Consider the following 21,325-nt stretch of genomic DNA (forward strand, 5'->3'; position numbering starts at 1 on the left):
GCGCGCCACCACGTTGCTTAACGTTACTTGTGCTTGATGAACCAAAAGAGTTCATGACGCCGAATGGCCTTGCGGAAAAACTCGTTCTCACCCCACGGCGAGACGGCCCTTCCAGCCAGCAGACGCTGTATGACTCGCCGCACCCGCCGTTTGAACGGCATCTGCGGTTGCAAGTCATGCATCATGCCCAGCGACATGGCCTTTTCACACTGCCGCTCCTCCGATACTGGCAGGCAATATGGTTGCAAAATGTAAGAGGAATCGAAGCATGGCGGCAAAGCGACACTATTGCCCGAATCCCCCATCGGCCAGCGGTCGTTGTCATGCAGATGGTTGGCGTAGCCGAGCAAGGTAGTCGGCTGCCATTCCAGGCCCTGCAAGGCTTCCAGGACGGCTTGCTGCGCGCAGATATGGTCGGGGTGCGGATCGATCACCGGATGCGGCAACACGATGACCTCAGGTCGCGCCCTCAACAGCACGGCGCGCAGGTCCGCCAGCAGGTTGTTCCAGGTCGGTTGGCCGTCGGCATCGGCGGGCAGCGGGAACGGATTGAATTGGCGAAACAGGCGAATATCGCTCAACTCGGCTTCCCGCGACGCAATGGCGCGCGCAGGCTCGGCTTTCATCGCCGCCAACTGCAGGCAAAAGTACCCGAGCTGAACGCAGTGTTCCTGCGGCACGCCAGCCCAGCGCGGCACGGCAATACTGTCCCAGGCGCGCAGCCGGCCCTTGAGGCGCGCCGCTTCAGGCTTGCCCAGGCCCATGTGCTGATAATGCTCGGCTTCGATCTCACCGGCGGTCAGCGTCACGATCCAGGGCTGCGCTGCCTGGCTGTACAGGCCAAAGGCAGCCAGTTCGGCATCGTCGGCATGCGGTGCAATCACCATCACCCGCTGCTGACGCAAATCCGGCTGGCGGAATACCGACAGCACAGGCTCACCCTGTACCCGGCAAAACCGGCCACGCAACAGCAACTGCCCAGCCAACAAGGCTTGTGCCTGGCCGGTGAGGTTGAGGTAGCGCAGGCCGTTGACGCCGCGTTCGAATACCTGGCGGTCGCCGCCCGGCAATGCGACATACGGGTCGATAAAACGCCCCAGCAGGTTGCTCTTGAGCCGCAGTGCGAGGATCAAGGTCTCATCACCCGCCAGCTGCAGCGCCTGGCCGAGCACCAACCGGTCCTTGTCCAGCGTCACCTGGGGTTGTTCGGTATCGGCGGCAAATTGATACTGATAGTCGTCTTTGGGCGAATAAAACAGATGGTCGGCAAACCAGGCTTCATGGGCCACCCAGGCCAGCACCGCCAACAGCAGCGGCAACCACCAGGCCACCAGCACACCCACCGCAATCAACACCAGCAGACTGACCAGCAGACCGATGCGCTTATTGCGGCGATGGCGCTTGAGCAGCGCCTGCTTGCGGCTTGTCGAGGCACTCATACGGTGAACACCGGCACGGGGTTGCACCAGCGGTCCTTGTATTCACGGTCCGCGCGGCCGAACGAAAAGCGCAACGGCTTGCCGACTTCCCGCGCCTGTTCCCAGGCACTTTGCGTATTGAGGAAGCTCAGCACGCTGCCGGGGCTGAACGCGCGGGTTTCGGGGTCTACGCCGCCATTGATGTATTCGACGCTGACCCACTGCGGCGCTTCAACGCGATACACCAATTGCACAGCAATCGGCGCATCGTTGAGGAAAATCACCGAACCGATCAGCCACTCACGCAACAGCTCGATCACCTGCGCCATGTGCGCGGCACCGGTGGCCGCGAAGCCCCAGCGGCGCTGGAACAGGTCGCAGTAGATCGCCGCCAGCTCGGCGCTGGAGAAGTCCTGCACCGGCCGCACCACACCGCCCGTCTCTTCCAGCAGGCGCAATTCACGGCGCTGGTTATAGCGAAACTTTTTCGACAGTTCTTCAGGCGTGCGCGCCATGGCCAACTGTTCGGCCTGGAGTTTGATGCCGGCAAAGCGGCCTTCATTCAGGGCCGACAGGTAACGCGCGCGATGGCGCAGCGGCGCCTGGGCATCGGCAGCGGCGGGCAGGATCAACTCGGCGTTGCCGAGGTCGAACAAGCCTTTTTTACCATTGCGCTTGAGCACGTCTTTGGACAACGCCAGGTCGCGCCCCCAGGTCGCAATACACGCTTTAAGCTCACCGCTTTGCTCCCAGGCCAAATAGCGCACCGGAATTTCGGCCAGCCCGGCCAGACGCTCGACCACCTGCGGATGGGTGGCGACACTGCCACCAAAACGCTGCCAGGCGTCGCTGTAGGTCGGCGCGTCAACGACCGACCAACCGCGCTCGCGAAAGCCTTGGAATCGATTGAGCATCAAGCCCTCGCGGTCAGTTCGGTGACAGCAGGCAACTGCCAGAAGGTATCGCGCACGGCCTGATCCGAAAACCGTTGGTGCAGGCGCTCAAGCATCATCTCGGCGCACTGCTGGTGCTGCTGACGATCCATCGCGGCCAAGTGCCGAAGGCCCTGCCCCAAGTGCTCGGCATCGCCAAACGGAAACAGGATGCCCACGCCTTCAACCACTTCCTTGGCGCCGCCGCAAGACGTGGCGAGCAGCGGCACGCCAGCGGCCATGGCCTCCAGCAGCACCATGCCGAACGGCTCATGGTCGGAGCTCAGGGCAAAGACGTCGAATGCACGGAAATACCGGCGCGCATCCGGCACCTGGCCGAGGAACAGCACCTGCTCGGCAATGCCCAGTTCGCGCGCCAGAGACTTAAGGTCTTGCTCCAGGCGGCCGGTGCCGAGGATCGCCAACCGGCTCTGCGCCGGCAAATGCGGCAAGGCCAAGGCAAAGCCTTTGAGCAAGGTGGCTTGGTCCTTGTCCGGGTGCAGGCGGCCGACGTTGCCGACCACCCACTCATCCGGCGACAGCCCCAAGGCATCGCGCGCCTCATCGGCCGACACCTGCAACGCTTGCATGGCCTGGACATCGATGCGGTTATACAAGGTCTGGATACGTGCCGCCGGCCAGGCCGGCAGGCAGCGGCGCATATCATCACGCACCGCGTCAGATACACCGAGCAGGCTCAGGCGCTTGCTGAAAATCGAGGCAAACAGCTTGCGGCTGCGGCGCTGATAATCACCAAAAGCGTGATGTACGCCGATCACTGGCAGGCGCGTACCGAGCAAGGCGATGTAGATCGGCTTGAAGCGGTGGGCAATACAGAAACTGAAGTTGCGCGACGCGGCGATCTTGCGCAATTCACGGATGGCGCCCAGCTTGAGGCCACGAATGGCCTTGGAGCTGAACTCCATGAACAGCACTTCATCAGAGGCGCAACCGGCGGCCACATCGGGGTCGGCGACCCCGGTGAGAAACACCGTGGTCACCTTATAGCCTGTGCCTGCGAACAGGCTGGCGTACTGCCGCGCGCAGTCCAGGAACGGCCCGTCATAGCCGTGGCAGAACTGCAGGACGTGGCGCTCAGCCGACCGAGTCATAAGGGTCCACGCCGTCTTTGACGACCAGGATGTCTTCCATGATCAGGTACTGCAGGTCAGAGCCGAAGAACATGTTCAGCGCGTCGGTCGGCGAGCAGATCATCGCTTCGCCACGGCGGTTGAGCGAGGTGTTCAACGACACGCCGTTGCCGGTCAATACTTCCAGCTCTTTCATCATGTCGTAGTAACGCGGGTTGTATTCGCGCTTGAGCACCTGGGCGCGGGAGGTGCCATCTTCATGGACCACTTCCGGTACGCGGGTTTTCCACTCTTCGGACACTTCAAAGGTGAAGGTCATGAACGGCGCCGGGTGATCGACCTTGATCATCTGTGGCGCCACGGTGTCGAGCATCGACGGGCAGAAAGGCCTCCAGCGCTCGCGGAACTTGATCTGGTGGTTGATACGGTCAGCCACGCCGGTAGCGCTCGGGCAACCGATGATCGAACGACCGCCCAACGCACGCGGGCCGAACTCCATGCGGCCCTGGAACCAGGCCACGGGGTTGCCGTCGACCATGATCTTGGCGATGCGCTTGGGCATGTTTTCGATCTTGCGCCATACCGGCTTGCTTTCGTGCTTGGCGCACGCGGCAATCACGTCTTCGTTGCTGTAGGACGGGCCGAGGTAGACGTGTTCCATCTTCTCCACCGGCACACCACGGGCGTGGGACACATAAGCGGCCGCGCCGACTGCGGTGCCGGCATCGCCGGACGCCGGCTGCACGAACAGCTCTTTCACGTCATCGCGGGCAATGATCTTCTGGTTCAGCTTGACGTTCAGCGCGCAACCACCGGCGAACGCCAGCTTGCCGGTGTCCTTGAGGATGTCGCCCAGGTAGTGGTCGATCATCTGCAAGGCCAGTTTTTCGAACAGCGCCTGCATGCTGGCCGCGTAGTGGATGTACGGCTCGTCGGCGATGTCGCCTTCGCGCTTGGGCCCCAGCCACTCGATCAGTTTCGGCGAGAAGTAGAAACCCTTGCCCTTCTCTTTGTAACGGCGCAGGCCGATGACGTTGGCGTAGTCGGTGTTGATCACCAACTCGCCGTTTTCAAACGAGGCCAGGCGCGAGAAATCGTATTTGCTGGCGTCGCCATAGGGCGCCATGCCCATGACCTTGAACTCGCCGTCGAGCATCTCGAAACCGAGGAACTCGGTGATCGCGCCGTACAGGCCGCCTAGGGAGTCCGGGTCGTAGAACTCCTTGATCTTGTGGATCTTGCCGTTTTCGCCGTAGCCGAAGAACGTGGTGGCGTACTCACCTTTGCCGTCGATGCCCAGGATCGCGGTTTTTTCCTGGAAACCCGAGCAGTGGTAGGCGCTTGAGGCGTGAGCCAGGTGGTGTTCAACCGGTTCGATCTTGATTTTCTTCGGATCGAAGCCCAACTGCTCCAGGCACCAGACGATCTTGTTGCGGTAGCGCTTGTAGCGACGGTTGCCCATCAGGATCGCGTCAAGGGCGCGGTCCGGGGCGTACCAGTAACGCTTGGCGTAGTGCCAGCGCGCCTCGCCGAACAGGCTGATCGGGGCGAACGGAATCGCCACCACGTCAACGTCGGAAGGCTTGATGCCGGCTTGTTCCAGGCAGAACTTCGCCGATTCGTAGGGCATGCGGTTCTTTGCATGTTTGTCGCGTACGAAGCGCTCTTCTTCGGCGGCCGCGATCAGCTTGCCGTCGATATACAGGGCTGCGGAAGGATCATGGCTAAGGGCGCCGGACAGGCCAAGAATCGTCAATGCCACTGGGGTCTAGCCTCTTTTAGTCTGCATGCAGGCGGGTTGCGCCTGAAAAAAGTGTGCCTCCCGCCTGAGCGAGAAACAGCTAAAGGGCGGGATTATAACTTAAAAGCAGCAGGAAGCTGTTAGCGGCAAGCGGCAAGCGGGTTACGGGTAGATCTCGATGCTGCCATCCTTGCTTTGGCGCACGATGATCCCCGTGGCTATGAGCGACCGGGGCGCCAGTAAATGCCCATATTGCCCAGCGTGCCCTGCTGGTAGATCGTGTAGGGCAGCACCACGGTATCAACAATACCCGAGGCGGCCATATCCGTCAGTATCACCGTCACCAGTACGCCCGTGATGTCCGGGGGCGCGTTGAGCAGGCAAAAGTTGAACGCCAGGCCGCTATAGGCACGGGGAATGGACTCGCAGTAGGTTTTCTGTTGGCGCAACTCGCGGGTCGCCGACAGGTCATCGCGAAAAACCGTGTTAACGGTTCCGCACCCACTTAATGCCAATGAAAACGCCCCCAGTGCAGCCGCCAGTTTTGTGCCCATGGCCAACCCCTCGAATAGTCGTCAGCCACGCTAGCATCGGGATGCGGTGAGCTCCCAGATCACGACGTCCCAATATTTCGTGGGAAATTTCCCGAGCAACAGCACTAACCAACTGGTTAAACTCTCGCCTCTTTTGCGCGTTTACAGCGTTAAGCGCCACAGATTCCGGCTGACTGATGAAAACCCTCGCCCGCTTTACCCTTCTGCTGCCCGGCCTGTTCGCCGTGTGCGAAACCGCCCTGGCTGAAGACACCGCCCTGGTCCTCGACCCCAGCGTGGTCACCGGCTCACGCAGCGCCAGCCCGACGTTCGGCCTGCCGTACTCGGTCGACAGCATCAGCCATGAGCAAATCAGCGACGGCCAGCTCGGCATCAACGCCTCCGAGGCCTTGTCCCGCGTGCCGGGCCTGGTGGTGCAAAACCGCCAGAACTATGCCCAGGACCTGCAGATTTCCTCGCGCGGCTTCGGCGCGCGCTCGGCGTTTGGTGTGCGCGGCATCAAGTTGATCGCCGACGGCATCCCGGCCAGCACCCCGGACGGCCAGGGCCAGGCGGCCACCTTCAACCTCGACACCGCCGAGCGCATTGAAGTGCTGCGCGGCCCGGCCGCCACCTTGTATGGCAGCAACGCCGGCGGCGTGATCCAGATGTTTTCCCGCGATGGCGAAGGCCCGCCGCGCATCGGCGCCGAAACCCTGGTGGGCAGCGACGGCCTGAGCAAAAACCACCTTACCGCTGAAGGCGCGGCGAACGGCGCAGGTTTTGTGCTCGACGCTTCGCGCATGGACACCGATGGCTATCGCGACCACAGCAGCGCACGGCGCGACCAGACCTTTGCCAAGCTAAACGTGCAGCCGGATGACGACAGCAAGTTGGCGCTGATCTATAGCAGCCTGGAACAGAACGGCACGCAGGATCCGCTGGGGCAAGCCTGGGAAGCCTACAATGCCGACCCGCGCTCGGTAGCGCCGGCTGCATTGCAGTACAACACGCGAAAAAGCATCGATCATCAGCAATTGGGCATGAATTACGAACGCTATATCGGTGATGCGACGTTGCAGGTAAACGCGTATACCGGGCGCAGGAGTGTGATTCAGTACCTGTCGATTCCGGACACGTTCGCCAGTGGCGCGCCCAACCTGGCAAACGCTCGCGGCGGCGTGGTCGCGTTCGACCGCAAGTTCTACGGCGGTTCGGTCCATTGGCTGCAACCCATCACCAGCGCCCCCGGCGAGTTGACCCTGATCACCGGCCTCGATTACGACCGCAGCCAGGACGACCGCCAAGGCTACTCCAACACCCTGGATGGCGTGCACGGCGTCAAGGGCGCCCTGGGCCGCGACGAGCTCGACACCGCCACCAGCCTCGACCCGTTCGTGCAGGCCAACTGGCTGCTGGGCGACTGGACCCTGCAAGCCGGCCTGCGCCACAGCAGCATGAAGATGGACGTGGACGACCACTTCACCAGCGACGGCAATGACAGCGGCAGCAAGACCTACCAGAAAAACACGCCTTCGGTCAGCGTGATGTACGCCTTTACGCCGGACCTGCATGGCTATGTGAGCGCCGGCAAAGGCTTCGAAACCCCGACCCAGGCGGAGTCGGCGTATTCGAGTAGCGCCAACGGCTTTAACTTTGCGCTCAAGCCGTCGGTCAGCAAGCAGTATGAAGTCGGCCTGAAAGCAAAGCTTGGCCAGGACACGCGCCTCAACGCTGCGCTATTCCAGATCACGACTGACGACGAGTTGGTCGTGCAGCAATCCAGCGGCGGTCGCACCACCTACCAAAATGCCGGTAAAACCCTGCGCCGAGGCTTCGAGCTGGGCCTGGAAAGCCAACTCAGCGAACAGTGGAGCACCACCCTCGCTTACACCCGCCTGCAAGCGACCTACGACAGCGACTTTACCAACAGCGGCAAGGCTATCGACAAGGGCAACTACCTGCCCGGCGTGCCGCAAACCACCCTCTTCGCCGAGCTGAACTGGAAACCCCGCGACTGGGTCAGCACCGCCCTCGAAGGCCTGTACCGCAGCAAGGTCTACGTCGAAGACACCAACCAGCAACGCGCCGCGCCGGGCTACAGCGTGTTCAACTGGCGGGCGCGCTTTGAGCAGAAGGTGGAGCACTGGACCTTTCACCAGACGGTGCGCCTGGATAACTTGCTGGATCGCCAGTATGTGGGATCGGTGATTGTGGGGGACGGCAACTTCCGCTACTACGAAGCGGCGCCGGGAAGGTCGTGGTATGCGGGGGCTGGGGCTGAATATCAGTTCTGAGTATCGCCACTCTACTTTTGAAGGTGCTCATATCCCCTGTGGCGAGCAGGCTTGCCCTGCGTTGGGCTGCGCAGCAGCCCTAAAACCAGGCACTGAGTGTTTTCAGGAGAAATCGCAGTGCCTTTACTGGGGCCGCTGCGCAGCCCAACGCAGGGCAAGCCTGCTCGCCACAACAGCCAACCGGCCACAGACTTTGGGTTAAATCTGTTTGGGCAAACGCGCATCGATCAGTTGGTACAGCGCACTGCTCTCGGGCCAGTTCCGCATAAACCGCGCGCGGTCCTTGGCGAACGCCGGCGCGAAGCTGGCGACCGAGCTGTGCTGACACATGGCGTCCAGGTCGATCAGCGCCCAGCGATCCTCGGCCCAGAACAGGTTATGGCCCTTGAAATCACCATGGCTGATGCGCTCGCGGATCAGCTCGGCGAACAAATGGTCCAGGGCCAGCAGTTCATTCTCGGGCGCATCGCCCTGCTCAACATACGGCGCAAAGCGCTCGATAATGTCCGGCCCCGGCAAGTATTCCGTCACCAGGTAAGCCCGGCTGCGCAGCCACAAAAAGCGTTTTTCCAACACCGCCAGCGGCTTGGGCGTGGCGATGCCCAGGAACGCCAGGCGGTTGCCCTCGCGCCACGAATGCCAGGCCCGGCTGGGGCGCCAGAAGCGCTTGAGCCAATGGGCAAAACCCTTGATGTTATAGCGCTTGATCACCAGCGGCCGCCCGCCCGCTTCGACCTTGGCAACCGTGGCCGCGCCACCGGTTTTGTACACATGGCCTTGGTCGAGCAACGCGTCGGCCTGTTCCAGCACCGGCAGCATCGCCGCCTCTTCCTCGCGACGAATCGCACGCAAGGCAAAGGCGCCACGCACCACGCTGAACAGCGTGCATTCACGGCCGACCTTGTTCAAAAAGTCTTTCAAGCGCCAGGCGCTGACCTTGCGCACCTGTTTTTCCAGCGCTTGCAGCGGCAAGGCGTGTTCGCCGTTGCTCAGCAGGTAGTACACCAGCAATTCTTCGGTGAACGGCTCGAGGTTTTTCGGCAACTGGGCGAAGAACACGCCAAGGTTTTCCAGCACCCGGTTGCGCGACAGCGGCTTGCCCGCCTCCTCAACACGAATTCCGGCGCCGTCAATCAGGTACAGCTTGCCGTCCTGGCGCAGCAGGTTGTCCAGGTGCAGGTCTTCCTGCCACAGGCCTTTGGCGTGCATCTGCGCAATCGCGCCCAACGCCTCGGCGAGTACGGCGGTTTGCTCGTCCGCCAGTGGCGGCAACCCTTCGACCGCCTGCCAGGCATCGGCGAGGCTTTGGGCACCTTCGATAAATTCAAACAGCAGCCAGCCGCCCTCGCCTTCCTGCAAGCCATCGGCCAGCAACTGTGGCGTGGTCAGGCCTTGCTCGGCCAGCAGGCGCACGCCGCTGAGTTCACGCTGAAAATGCCGCGCGGCCTTGCTGCCTACCAGCAACTTGGCCAACACCGGACGGCCGCGCCAGACGGCGGCGCCCACGTAGCGTTCGCCCGGCAACACGCGCAACAGGTTAAGCAGTTGCAGTTGGCCAGGGCCTGCGGCGTCGGCCAGCTCGAGGGTCAGCGGCAGCTCGGGCGTGCGGCCGGCTTTTTTCAGTTCGGACAAGCGCATCAGCGCTTCTCCTTGTGGCTGCGCCGGGCCGTCAGGCGCTCGAACCAGGCGCCCACCAGCGCACTGTCTTCAGGCTGGTCCAGATACGCCGCCAGCAGTTGCCGCACTTGCGCATCCGACCACTGCGGCGCACGGCGCAGCAACGGCTCCAGGTCCTTGACCCGATCACGCCGACCGAACAGCAGCGGGCGGGTTTTCTCCAGGTCGATCAACTGCGCGGCATAACCGTCTCCGAGCGGTTGCAGGAAAATATGCTTGGGGTAAAAACAGCCATGCACCTGACCCACACTGTGCAGGTGGCGCGCCAGCTGCCCACAGGCCAGCAGGATCGCACGGTGCTGGGCGTCGCTCAGTTGCGGCCATTGCTCAAGCAATGAGTCCAGGTCATTCCAGCCGTCCAGGGCGCGGGTCAGCAACATCGCGCGGCGCTCGCCTTCCACCTTGCGCTCACCGAAAAACGCTGCCTGCAACGCCGGAATACCCAGCTGCCGGTAGCGGCTAATATTGCGAAACTCGCGGGCAAAGGTCGGCTCGCCGAACGGCTTGCTGAGCGTGCGCGTCAGGTAGTTGCTCTGGCGCTTGAGGTAGTAACCCTGGCCTTCAAGCTCCAGGCGAAACACGCTGCTCCAGCCGCCGTCGCTGGTATTGGGTTCATCCACCGCGTCCAGTTGCCTGGCCCACAGCGCATCGAAGTCAGCCAGGCCGTGGCGCGCAAGCAATGCGCGATCATCGGCCGCCAGAAAATCAGTCATTCGCGCCCCTCGAAAAACTTCACCACGTGCCGGATTCGCTGTTTGTCCGAAGCCGTCAGGTGCGTGCGTTGGCGGTATTGCAGGTAGAAGCGCAGGCGCTGGGTGGCCGACAAGTGATACTTGGCGACTTTATCCAGGCAGGCCAGGTCCTTGGTAATACGGTACTTGAGCCAGAAACCGCGCCAGAAATCGCCGTTGGGGCAATCGATCAGGTACAGCGTGCGGTTATCGTCAACCAGCAGGTTGCGCCACTTCAAGTCGTTATGGGTAAAACGGTGCTCGTGCATCGTGCGCGTATATTCGGCCAACTGACGACTGATCACGTTGACCCACGTGGGGTCTTTCAAGCACGGATCGTTACGATCGGCCAGCACCGACAGGTCTTCGGTCTTGGGCAACTCGCGGGTAATCATCGCCCCGCGCGCATAGGCCAAACCCTTGCGCTCCAGGCCCCAGGCCACCACATCGGCGGTGGGAATCCCCCACTTGGCGAAGCGCTTGAGGTTCTGCCATTCGGACTTCACCCGAGGTTTGCCCAGGTAACGGCGCAGGCCCTTGCCGGCGCCGACGTAGCGTTTGACGTAGTAATTGACCCCGCCACGCTCCACCCGAATCACTTCCGACAAGGGGTCGCGCGTCAGTCGCTCACCCTGCAAGGCAAACACCGCCTCCAGGCTACCAAAGTCATCCGCCAGGGCGGCGTAAGCAGGTTCCAGGTTCCAACCCGCCATCAGATCGCATCCCCCAGGCGTTGCTTGCGCGCATACAGCTTGTCGGCCTTGCGCTGCAACAGGCTCAGGGACGCCGACTGCTCGGCCAGGATCTGGCGCAGCGGCTGGCGGAAGTAGCCTTTGAGGAAGCGCAACTTGTCGCGCTGAGTCAGGCCGATGTCCAGCGCCGAGTAGTACAGCGCGGACAAGTCCTTGTCGCGCCAGCGCAGCGGCAGATGGGCGCGCAATTGGGCACGGTGCAGGTCGATCACCGACAGCTTGATGGTGCGCGCATCGATCGGCCGCGACGTATCCAGCAGGAAGTGGCACAGGTAGCAGTCGCGGTGATTGACGCCGCCACGGTGCATGTCGCCGACCATGCGCGCCAGTTCAGCGGTGAGCGCATGGCGCAATGCCGGTGCCGGCGGCTCGGCCACCCAGTTGACGGTCAGGTCTTCCAGGCTGATGGTCGGGGCCAGTTCTTCGGTGATGATGAACGAGTGCTGGTCCGCCGGGTTGCTGCCTTTTTCACCGAAGGCCACGCCGGTCATGGTCGGCACGCCGAGTTCCTGCAGGCGGTGGATGGCCGACCATTCCAGGCCGGCACCCAGCACCGGCAACTTGGCGGTGATCAGGTTCTTGAAGATCTCGCCCCAACCGATGCCACGGTGGATTTTCACAAAATACGGGCGGCCCTCCACCTCGGTACGCAAGGTGCGACGCGCCGCCAGTTCACGAAATACCTGGCCTTGCAGTTTCTCGACTTCGGCGAAGGCATCACGCCCGGCCCATAACGTCTTGAACGGTTCGGCAAGAATCAACTTCATCGTTTCGGCTCCGCCAGAATCACATCTGCCGCGTGCTGCGGCATGCTGTAGAGGTCGGCCGTCTCGGCGAAGGCCAACCCATTGCGGCCCCAGGCCGCGCGCTGTGCAGTGTCGGTAAGCATGTGCGTGAGGTACTGGTTGAGCTGCGCTTGTTCAAACGGCTCATCCAGCACCAGCCCGCTGTCGGCTTCGGCAATGTAGTGGGCATAACCACACACCGCCGAGACCAGCACCGGCAACCCGGCCACCAGGGCTTCGAGCAACACGGTACCGGTATTTTCGTTGTACGCCGGGTGAATCAACAGGTCGGCGCCCAGCAGGAAACGCGGGATATCGCTGCGGCCCTTGAGGAACTGCACGTTATCGCCCAGCCCCAACGTGGCGCTCTGCAACTGGAATACTTTGGGGTCGTCCTGGCCGATTACAAACAGGCGCGTGCGTTTTTTAAGTTCGGCAGGCAAAGCGGCCACGGCCTTGAGGCTGCGGTCGACGCCTTTGGTCTTGAAGCCGGAACCGATTTGCACCAGCAGCAACTCGTCGTCGCGCAGGTTGAATTCCTTGCGGAAACCTTCGCGGATTTCGGCCGCATTCGGCGGCGCGCGGCGGTCCTGGGCAATGCCCGGCGGCAGCAGGTGGAAGCGCTCCAGCGGCGTGTCGTAATGCTTGATGAACAGCGGTTGCTGCACTTCGGAGATCATCAACACTTCGGTCTTGGCGTCCTTGGCGAACACCGCACGTTCGTACTCGGCAAAGTGCTTGTAACGGCCAAAGCTCTTGTACAGCGAGTGACGCAGGTTTTGCGCCTTGTCTTCAAAGCAGCCATCGGCGGCGTAGTACACGTCCAGGCCGGGCATTTTGTTGAAGCCGATCAAACGGTCCACCGGGCGCTTGGCCAGGTCGGCTTCCATCCAGGCCAACAGTTTCTCGTTGCGCCGGTGGTTGAAGAACGCCTTGACCGGCGCCACCAGCACTTCGAAACCGGGGGGAATGTCGCCCTCCCAGATCAGCGTGTAGACCCGAATTTTATGGCCGCGCTGCTGGCACTCCAGGGCGATGCGCATGAAGTCGCGCTGCAGGCCACCGAAGGGGAAATATTTGTACAAAACAAAAGCCAGTTGCATCAGTGCAGCTCCTCAGCCAATAACAACGTGCTCAGTCGGCTTGCCACACGCTCAGGGTTCAAGCGCGTGAAGCACAGGGGCGACTCGCGCTTGATGTCGAACCGACGCAGGTCGTCGGCCGTCGGTTGATAGGTACAGGTTTTTTGCAGGCACGGCGCGCACGGGAAGTCGCTGGCCAGGTGAATCTGGCCCTTGCCGTAGGCGCCGGTCAGGCCCGGGTTGGTGGGGCCGAACAGGGAGATGGTCGGCACATCCAACGCTGCAGCCAAATGACCCAGGCCCGTGTCCACCGCCACACAGGCGCGGGCACCGGCGAGCACACGGGCAACGCCGGCCAGGTTGAGTTTGGGCAGCACTTCGGCGTTTTGCAGGCCCTGGGCCAAACGCTCGGCGCGAGCTTTTTCGGCGGCATTGCCCCATGGCAATTTCACGTCCACGCCCAGGCGGCCCATGCGTTCGGCCAGCTCACGCCAGTAGGCTTCGGGCCAGTGCTTGGTGTCCCAGGTGGTGCCGTGCAGCAGCAACACAAAGGGTTTTTTCGGCGGCAGGCCGAGCAGCTTGTCGACACTCAGGCCGTAATCGCCCAGGCCTTTGGGCAAGTCATAACCCAGCGCCACGGCGAACAGCTGGCGCAAGCGTTCTACCGCGTGCTGCCCACGGGCCACGGCCAGCCGGCGCGAGTAGAAACGTGCAGCCATCGGCTCACGGGCAGAGTTTTTATCAAAACCGGCCACCGGCGCGCGCACATAGCGCGTCAGCCAGGCGCTTTTGAGCAGCCCTTGGGCATCGATCACCAAATCGTATTTGGTCGACTGCACGCTCTGTTTGAAGCGCCGCCATTCACCGCTCTTGAGGGTTCGCCAGATGTTCTTGCGCCAGCGGCGAATCGCCACCGGAATCACTTTGTCCACGGCCGGGTGCCAGGTGGGAATCTCGGCAAAGCCTTCTTCCACCACCCAGTCAAAGCGGATGCCAGGGATCGCCCGCGCCGCGTCGGTCAGTGCCGGCAAGGCGTGGATCACATCGCCCAGGGATGAGGTCTTGACTACCAATACGCGCAAACTAGCGAACCTCGACCGCAGAGCCCTGCAACCGCTGCAAGGCTTCATTCACCGGCTGCGGCAGCAACTGACGCATGCAGTTGTAATGGCCAAACCGGCAGGTACGCTCAAAGCACGGGCTGCACTCCAGGCCCAGGCGCACCACTTCAACCTTGTCGGCCAAAGGCGGGGTAAAACCGGGCGACGTCGAGCCATATACCGCCACCAAGGGGCGATTCAGCGCGGCGGCTACGTGCATCAGGCCGGAGTCGTTGGACACCACCGAATCGGCGCAGGAGAGTAAATCGATAGCCTCGGCCAGCGACGTGTCACCGCTGAGGTTCACCGCTTCTTCACGCAGACCGGGGATCAGGCGCTGGCGAATGTCTTCGCCGACCGGGTGATCCTTCTTCGAACCAAACAGCCACACCTGCCAGCCTTCGCGAATCTTCATCTCGGCGACTTTGGCGTAATGCTCCGACGGCCAGCGCTTGGACTCGCCAAACTCGGCGCCGGGGCACAGCGCCAGCACGGGACGGTCAAGCGCCAGGCCGAACTTGGCCAGCGCCGCGTCACGGCTCACCGGATCGATCTGCAGGCTCGGGCGCGGGTACGGCGTGGGCAACTCGGCGCCGGGCTCGTAGGCCAGCGCCATGAAACGTTCGATCATCAGCGGGTAGCGCGCCTTGTCGAGGGTGCGCACGTCATTGAGCAACACGTAGCGAAACTCGCCACGCCAGCCGGTACGTTCAGGGATGCCGGCAAAGTACGGCACCAACGCCGATTTGAGCGAGTTGGGCAGCAAAATCGCCTGGTCGTACTGGCCGACCATGGATTTGCCGATGCGCCGGCGCGTCGCCAATTCGAGGGCGCCATGGCCGAGCGGGAAGCTCAAGGCCGTGCGCACTTCGGGCATGCGCTCGAGGATCGGCCGGCTCCACTCAGGGGCGAGCACGTCGATTTGGCAGTCGGGATGACGTTGCTTGAGGCACTGAAACAGTGTCTGCGCCATCACCATGTCACCGACCCAACTAGGCCCAACGATCAGAATATTCATGTAGTTTCCACAAACGATGCGGGGAGGCTTATGCCTCCCCGCATCGACAATGATTGTAGATCGCGCTTTTTGTGGGAGCTGGCTTGCCTGCGATGGCATCGCTTCGGTATGGCTGAAGTACCGAGGCGCCTGCATCGCGGGCAAGCCCGGCTCCCACATAAAGCCGATTTCCAGATTAAATTGGAGCCACTTAATTAATCAGCTTAACCCCAGTTCATTCCAGATTCGCATCACCTGGCGCCGTTCGTCGGCGAACTGATCCCCGGCTACCGTGCCGGCCTCGTTTTGCAAGGCCTGGCGGTGCGCGGCGGAACGGTAGGCCTTATACACCTCACGCAACAGATGGGCATCGGCGGCGGGCATCAGCCCGACCTGCTCCAAGCCTTCCAGAATGCGGATATTGTCGGTATAGCGCAGCAACGATGGATGTTGCGCAGACCACGCCAAAGCCGCGTATTGCACCATAAATTCAATATCGACGATACCTCCGGCGTCTTGCTTGAGGTCGAACACGGTCGTCGGCTCGAAGGCATTCGCCCCCGTCCCGGCAGCCGTCGCCTTGGTGCCCAGGTTGTCGCGCATCTTGGCGCGCATCTCGCTGACCTCCTGGCGCAGCTTCGCCAAGTCACGTTCACGCCCCAGCACTTTAGCGCGTACCTGCTCAAACGCGTGGCCCACATCCTGGCTGCCCACCAGCACCCGCGCGCGGATCAGGGCCTGATGTTCCCAGGTCCAGGCTTCATTCTCCTGGTAGCGCTCAAACGCCCCAAGCGAGCTGACCAGCAAACCGGAGGCGCCGGAAGGTCGCAGGCGCATGTCCACTTCATACAGCTGCCCGGAGTTGGTCTGGGTGGTGAGCAGGTGAATGATGCGCTGGCCCAGGCGCGTAAAGAACTGCGCGCCGTCGATGGGCTTGGCGCCGTCGGTTTCGGCCTGCGGGTCGCCGTCGTGGACGAACACCAGATCCAGGTCCGAGCCATGCCCCAACTCGATACCGCCGACCTTGCCATAACCCACAATAATGAACCCGGGGTCGCACAGGCTGCCGTCCACCCGCTGCGGAGAACCATGGCGGGCAACCGTCTGGCGCCAGGCCAGGGCCAGCACTTGCTCGAGGATGGCTTCGGCGAGCCAGGTCAAATAGTCGCTGACCTTCATCAACGGCAGGCTGCCGGCAATTTCCGAGGCGGCGACACGCAGGCGGTGGGCCAGTTTGAAGTGACGCAAGGCCTCCATCTGTTGCTCAAGGTCATCTTCGGGGATGCGTGTGAGGCGCTCACGCAGCTCAGCGGCGAGTTCCGGCGCCAACGGTGGTTTGAACAGGCGGCCTTCGTTGAGCAATTCGTCGAGCAGCAGCGGGAAGCGCGTGATTTGCTCGGCAATCCAGGGGCTGGCGGCGCACAGCGTCAACAAGCGGCGCAGGGCGTCGGGGTTTTCGGTCAGCAGTACCAGATAGGCAGAGCGTCGCGCCACGGCCTCCACCAGCGGCAGCACGCGTTCGAGCACCAGATCCGGGTTGGCGTGTTCGACCGCCTGGGCCAGCAGGCGCGGGATAAAGGCGTCGAGCCGCTCGCGACCAAGGCGCTGCATGGCGCGCAACTGCGGGCTGCCACGCAGGCCCGCCAGGGCTTTGAGGGCTTTGGGCGCGTCGGTAAAACCGCCTTCGGCCAGTTGGCGACACGCGGCGTCTTCGTCCTGGGACTCTTCCCACAACGGCAACCACTCCCCACCCACCACCAGCTCGCTTTCTGCGCCTTCCTCTTCGTCCGGATCAGCGATCACCTGACGGAAGTGCCAGTCCACACGGCCACGCCAATACATCAGTCGCTCATGGAACGCGGCCCAATCGGCAAAGCCCAGCATAAAGGCGATGCGCGCCTGATCTTCCGGGCTGTCCGGCAGCATTTGCGTCTGACGGTCGGCAATCGCCTGGATCGCGTGTTCGGTATAACGCAGGAATTCATAGCCATTGCGCAGTTCGGCGATCACTGCAGGCGGCAAGTAGCCCTGGCCTTCAAGCGTGCCGAGCACCATCAGCAGCGGCCGCTGCTGCAGGCTCAGGTCGCGGCCACCGTGGATCAACTGGAACGCCTGGGCGATAAATTCCACCTCGCGAATGCCGCCCGAGCCCAGCTTGATATTCTCGGCCATGCCCTTGCGCCGCACTTCCTGCTGGATCAACTGCTTCATGGTGCGCAGCGCTTCAATCGCGGAAAAATCCAGGTAACGGCGGTAAACGAACGGGCGCAGCATATCCAGCAATTGCGCACCGGCCACTTGATCGCCGGCCACCACGCGCGCCTTGATCATGGCGTAGCGTTCCCAGTCGCGGCCTTGATCCTGGTAGTACTGCTCCAGCGCATTGAAGCTGAGCACCAGCGCACCAGCCGAACCGTAGGGGCGCAGGCGCATGTCGACACGGAACACAAACCCATCGACCGTCATCGGATCGAGCGCCTTGATCAATTTTTGACCAAGGCGAATGAAAAACTCCTGGTTGTCCAAGGCGCGCTTCACGCCGACCGTTTCGCCGCCTTCGGGGTAGGCGAAGATCAGGTCGATGTCCGACGACAGGTTCAACTCCACCGCGCCGAGCTTGCCCATGCCGAGGATGACCATGTGCTGGGCTTCGCCGCTGCGCCGGCCGGTGGGTGTGCCGAACTGCACGCAGTGGCGCTGGTACAGCCACTGATACGCCTGGTCGATGCTGGCGTCGGCCATGTCGGAGAGGTCGCGACAGGTTTGCACCAGGTCCGCCTGTCGGGTCAGGTCGCGCCAGATAATGCGCACTTGCTGGCGCGTGCGCTGGCGGCGCAGCACGCGGCCCAACTCATCTTCTGTTTCGGCCTGTTGCACGGCACCGGCGATCTGGCTGCACAGCTCACCGGGCGCAAAGCCGCGGTCCAGCTCGCCCCAGGCCACCAGTTCAAGCAACATCAAAGGGTCACGAAGGCTCTGTTCAATGACGAAATCACTGGCGGCGCACACCCGGGCAAAGTCGGCCCACCGTTGCGGCGTCCACGCAGAAAGTCCATGATCGGCGTCCAGCGCGGCCACTGCGTCACGAAATGACTGTTCGGCCCGCTGGGCAAAAGGCAAGAGAATGGCCGGTAGTTCGGCCAGCGTTGGAAGGCTCATGGTCTATCCTTGATCGGCGCGCAAAAGGCGTGTGGTTGTGAAGGCAAGAACCACGCTTGGTGAAGGACTGTCGAACAAAGGTTAGAAATAGCTGAAATTAATTTCATCTTGGCAGCCAACATCAAACTTTCACCTTTTCTTGTTCGCAAATGATCAACAATAACGATTATGCTCACCAGCCAGACCGAGCCATACGCTCAGTCTTGTGTAGTTTTACTACTCGTATATACATTCGAAAGGCTGAAATGGCCGACGATTTGTAGTAAAACTACAGGACGCCGAAGCAACCTTCGGCCATCCAAGAATTTATGTCGTCTGCCCACAAGGCCAGTCGCAAACTTCAGGCAACCGATTCTGGTAGCCTTTCCGCCCTGGAGCAAGCCATGCAAGACCTCGATCCCGTCGAAACCCAGGAATGGCTGGACGCCCTGGAATCGGTTCTCGACAAAGAAGGCGAAGACCGTGCTCATTATTTGATGACCCGTATGGGCGAACTCGCGACCCGCAGCGGCTCGCAATTGCCTTACGCCATCACCACGCCATACCGCAACACCATCCCCGTTACCCACGAAGCACGCATGCCTGGCGACCTGTTCATGGAACGCCGCATTCGCTCGCTGGTACGTTGGAACGCCATGGCGATGGTAATGCGCACGAACTTGAAAGATTCTGACCTGGGCGGTCACATCTCCAGCTTCGCTTCCAGCGCAACCCTGTATGACATCGGCTTCAACTACTTCTTCCAGGCCCCGACCGACGAACACGGCGGCGACCTGATCTACTTCCAGGGCCACACCTCGCCAGGCGTCTACGCCCGTGCGTTCATGGAAGGCCGCATCACCGAAGAACACATGAACAACTTCCGCCAGGAAGTGGACGGTAACGGCCTGTCGTCGTACCCGCACCCTTGGCTGATGCCTGATTTCTGGCAGTTCCCGACGGTATCCATGGGCCTTGGCCCGATCCAGGCGATCTACCAGGCACGTTTCATGAAGTACCTGGAAGCCCGTGGTTTCATCCCTGAAGGCAAGCAAAAAGTCTGGTGCTTCCTGGGCGACGGCGAGTGTGACGAGCCGGAATCCCTGGGCGCCATCTCCCTGGCCGGCCGCGAGAAGCTCGACAACCTGATCTTCGTCATCAACTGCAACCTGCAGCGCCTCGACGGCCCGGTTCGCGGCAACGGCAAGATCATCCAGGAACTCGAAGGCGTGTTCCGCGGTGCTCAGTGGAACGTGACCAAAGTCATCTGGGGCCGTTTCTGGGACCCACTGCTGGCCAAAGACGTCGACGGTATCCTGCAACGTCGCATGGACGAAGTCATCGACGGCGAGTACCAGAACTACAAAGCCAAAGACGGCGCGTTCGTGCGTGAACACTTCTTCAACACGCCTGAACTCAAGGCAATGGTTGCAGACCTGTCCGACGACGAGATCTGGAAGCTCAACCGTGGCGGCCACGACCCGTACAAGGTCTACGCGGCGTACCACGAAGCGGTCAACCACAAAGAACAACCGACCGTCATCCTGGCCAAGACCATCAAGGGTTATGGCACCGGTGCCGGCGAAGCGAAGAACACCGCGCACAACACCAAGAAAGTTGATGTTGAAAGCCTGAAGCTGTTCCGCGATCGTTTCGACATCCCGGTCAAGGACGAAGAGCTGGAGAACCTGCCGTTCTTCAAGCCGGAGCCAAACAGCGCCGAAGCCCGCTACCTCAGCGAGCGTCGCACTGCACTGGGCGGTTTCGTGCCACAGCGCCGCGCCAAGTCCTTCGACATTCCTACACCGCCACTCGATACCCTCAAGGCTATCCTGGACGGCTCGGGCGACCGTGAAATCTCCACCACCATGGCGTTCGTGCGCATCCTGGCGCAGTTGGTCAAGGACAAGGAAATCGGTTCGCGTATCGTCCCGATCATCCCGGACGAAGCCCGTACCTTCGGTATGGAAGGCATGTTCCGTCAGTTGGGCATCTACTCCTCCGTCGGCCAGCTCTACGAGCCAGTCGATAAAGACCAGGTGATGTTCTACAAGGAAGACAAGAAGGGCCAGATCCTCGAAGAAGGCATCAACGAAGCGGGCGCCATGAGCTCCTTCATCGCTGCCGGTACTTCGTATTCCAGCCACAATCAGCCGATGCTGCCGTTCTACATCTTCTACTCGATGTTCGGCTTCCAGCGTATCGGCGACCTGGCGTGGGCAGCAGGCGACAGCCGTACCCGTGGCTTCCTGATCGGCGGCACCGCCGGCCGCACCACGCTGAACGGCGAAGGCCTGCAACACGAAGACGGTCACAGCCACATCCTGGCTGCCACCATCCCGAACTGCCGCACCTTTGATCCAACCTACGGCTATGAGCTGGCGGTGATCATCCAGGACGGCATGAAGAAGATGACCGAACAGCAGCAGGACGTTTTCTACTACATCACCGTGATGAACGAGTCCTACCAGCAACCTGCCATGCCGGCCGGTGTTGAGGAAGGCATCATCAAGGGCATGTACCTGCTCGAAGAAGACACCAAGGAAGCGGCGCACCACGTGCAACTGATGGGCTCCGGCACCATCCTGCGTGAAGTGCGTGAAGCGGCGAAGATCCTGCGTGAAGAGTTCAACGTTGGCGCCGACGTGTGGAGCGTTACCAGCTTCAACGAACTGCGTCGCGACGGCCTGGCGGTGGAGCGCAACAACCGCCTGCACCCAGGTCAGAAGCCTGCGCTGAGCTACGTCGAAGAGTGCCTGGCCGGCCGTAAAGGTCCAGTCATTGCCTCTACCGACTACATGAAGCTGTTTGCTGAACAGATTCGCCAGTGGGTCCCGTCCAAGGAATTCAAAGTCCTGGGCACCGACGGTTTCGGCCGCAGTGACAGCCGCAAGAAGCTGCGTCACTTCTTCGAAGTTGACCGTCACTTCGTGGTGTTGGCAGCCCTGGAAGCCTTGGCTGACCGTGGTGAGATCGAACCCAAGGTGGTGGCTGACGCTATCGTCAAGTTCGGGATCAACCCGGAAAAACGCAACCCACTGGACTGCTGAG

Annotated in this window: 15 protein-coding genes; 2 read left to right on the forward strand and 13 right to left on the reverse strand. The window is 61.7% G+C overall.

The window, feature by feature from the left end:
- Positions 1-23: 23 nt before the first annotated feature.
- From ASE80_RS20535 to ASE80_RS20555, 5 genes are all read right to left on the reverse strand, one after another.
- Positions 24-1,439 (reverse strand): PIG-L deacetylase family protein, encoded by a 1,416-nt coding sequence (locus ASE80_RS20535; RefSeq protein ID WP_056860559.1) that lies wholly within the window; start codon positions 1,437-1,439, stop codon positions 24-26.
- Positions 1,436-2,332, reverse strand: coding sequence for an antimicrobial resistance protein Mig-14 (locus ASE80_RS20540; protein WP_056860560.1), 897 nt, complete (start codon positions 2,330-2,332; stop codon positions 1,436-1,438). Before ASE80_RS20540 ends, ASE80_RS20535 begins: the two co-directional genes overlap by 4 nt.
- Positions 2,332-3,462, reverse strand: coding sequence for a glycosyltransferase (locus ASE80_RS20545; protein ID WP_056860561.1), 1,131 nt, complete (start codon positions 3,460-3,462; stop codon positions 2,332-2,334). Before ASE80_RS20545 ends, ASE80_RS20540 begins: the two co-directional genes overlap by 1 nt.
- Positions 3,446-5,203 (reverse strand): carbamoyltransferase family protein, encoded by a 1,758-nt coding sequence (locus ASE80_RS20550; RefSeq protein ID WP_017138507.1) that lies wholly within the window; start codon positions 5,201-5,203, stop codon positions 3,446-3,448. The genes ASE80_RS20545 and ASE80_RS20550 overlap by 17 nt, the downstream gene beginning before the upstream one ends.
- Before the next feature lie 197 nt (positions 5,204-5,400).
- The gene (locus tag ASE80_RS20555) at positions 5,401-5,736 is read right to left on the reverse strand and encodes a YceK/YidQ family lipoprotein (protein WP_056860562.1); all 336 of its coding nucleotides are present in this window, start codon (positions 5,734-5,736) and stop codon (positions 5,401-5,403) included.
- A 176-nt stretch (positions 5,737-5,912) separates the two neighbouring features.
- On the opposite strand from ASE80_RS20555, the gene ASE80_RS20560 reads away from it, so the two are divergent.
- The gene (locus tag ASE80_RS20560; RefSeq protein ID WP_056860563.1) at positions 5,913-8,012 is read left to right on the forward strand and encodes a TonB-dependent receptor family protein; all 2,100 of its coding nucleotides are present in this window, start codon (positions 5,913-5,915) and stop codon (positions 8,010-8,012) included.
- Between the two features lie 198 nt (positions 8,013-8,210).
- Here ASE80_RS20560 and ASE80_RS20565 read toward each other — a convergent pair whose 3' ends face one another.
- From ASE80_RS20565 to glnE, 8 genes are all read right to left on the reverse strand, one after another.
- A complete protein-coding gene (locus ASE80_RS20565; protein WP_056860564.1) occupies positions 8,211-9,650 on the reverse strand; it encodes a lipopolysaccharide kinase InaA family protein in 1,440 nt (479 codons plus the stop codon).
- Complete coding sequence (locus ASE80_RS20570; protein WP_056860565.1) at positions 9,650-10,402, reverse strand: lipopolysaccharide kinase InaA family protein; 753 nt, start codon at positions 10,400-10,402, stop codon at positions 9,650-9,652. The genes ASE80_RS20565 and ASE80_RS20570 overlap by 1 nt, the downstream gene beginning before the upstream one ends.
- Positions 10,399-11,133: a lipopolysaccharide kinase InaA family protein gene (locus ASE80_RS20575; protein WP_056860566.1), complete on the reverse strand. Its 735-nt coding sequence runs from the start codon at positions 11,131-11,133 to the stop codon at positions 10,399-10,401. Before ASE80_RS20575 ends, ASE80_RS20570 begins: the two co-directional genes overlap by 4 nt.
- On the reverse strand, positions 11,133-11,939 hold the full coding sequence (gene rfaP / locus ASE80_RS20580; RefSeq protein ID WP_017138513.1) for a lipopolysaccharide core heptose(I) kinase RfaP: 807 nt from the start codon (positions 11,937-11,939) through the stop codon (positions 11,133-11,135). Before rfaP ends, ASE80_RS20575 begins: the two co-directional genes overlap by 1 nt.
- Positions 11,936-13,060, reverse strand: coding sequence for a glycosyltransferase family 4 protein (locus ASE80_RS20585; protein ID WP_056860567.1), 1,125 nt, complete (start codon positions 13,058-13,060; stop codon positions 11,936-11,938). The genes rfaP and ASE80_RS20585 overlap by 4 nt, the downstream gene beginning before the upstream one ends.
- Positions 13,060-14,121 (reverse strand): lipopolysaccharide heptosyltransferase I, encoded by a 1,062-nt coding sequence (gene waaC / locus ASE80_RS20590; RefSeq protein WP_056860568.1) that lies wholly within the window; start codon positions 14,119-14,121, stop codon positions 13,060-13,062. The genes ASE80_RS20585 and waaC overlap by 1 nt, the downstream gene beginning before the upstream one ends.
- A 1-nt stretch (position 14,122) precedes the next feature.
- Positions 14,123-15,157 carry a lipopolysaccharide heptosyltransferase II gene (waaF, locus tag ASE80_RS20595; RefSeq protein WP_056860569.1) on the reverse strand — a complete coding sequence of 345 codons (1,035 nt, stop codon included), beginning with the start codon at positions 15,155-15,157 and terminating at the stop codon, positions 14,123-14,125.
- Positions 15,158-15,355: 198 nt separating this feature from the next.
- Positions 15,356-18,295 (reverse strand): bifunctional [glutamate--ammonia ligase]-adenylyl-L-tyrosine phosphorylase/[glutamate--ammonia-ligase] adenylyltransferase, encoded by a 2,940-nt coding sequence (gene glnE, locus ASE80_RS20600; RefSeq protein WP_056860570.1) that lies wholly within the window; start codon positions 18,293-18,295, stop codon positions 15,356-15,358.
- Positions 18,296-18,678: 383 nt separating this feature from the next.
- Between glnE and aceE the strand changes: the two genes are divergently transcribed.
- The gene (gene aceE / locus ASE80_RS20605; protein WP_056860571.1) at positions 18,679-21,324 is read left to right on the forward strand and encodes a pyruvate dehydrogenase (acetyl-transferring), homodimeric type; all 2,646 of its coding nucleotides are present in this window, start codon (positions 18,679-18,681) and stop codon (positions 21,322-21,324) included.
- Position 21,325: the final 1 nt, after the last annotated feature.

Origin of the sequence: Pseudomonas sp. Leaf15, from assembly GCF_001421425.1 — a bacterium.
GTDB classification, from domain to species: Bacteria; Pseudomonadota; Gammaproteobacteria; order Pseudomonadales; family Pseudomonadaceae; genus Aquipseudomonas; species Aquipseudomonas salomonii.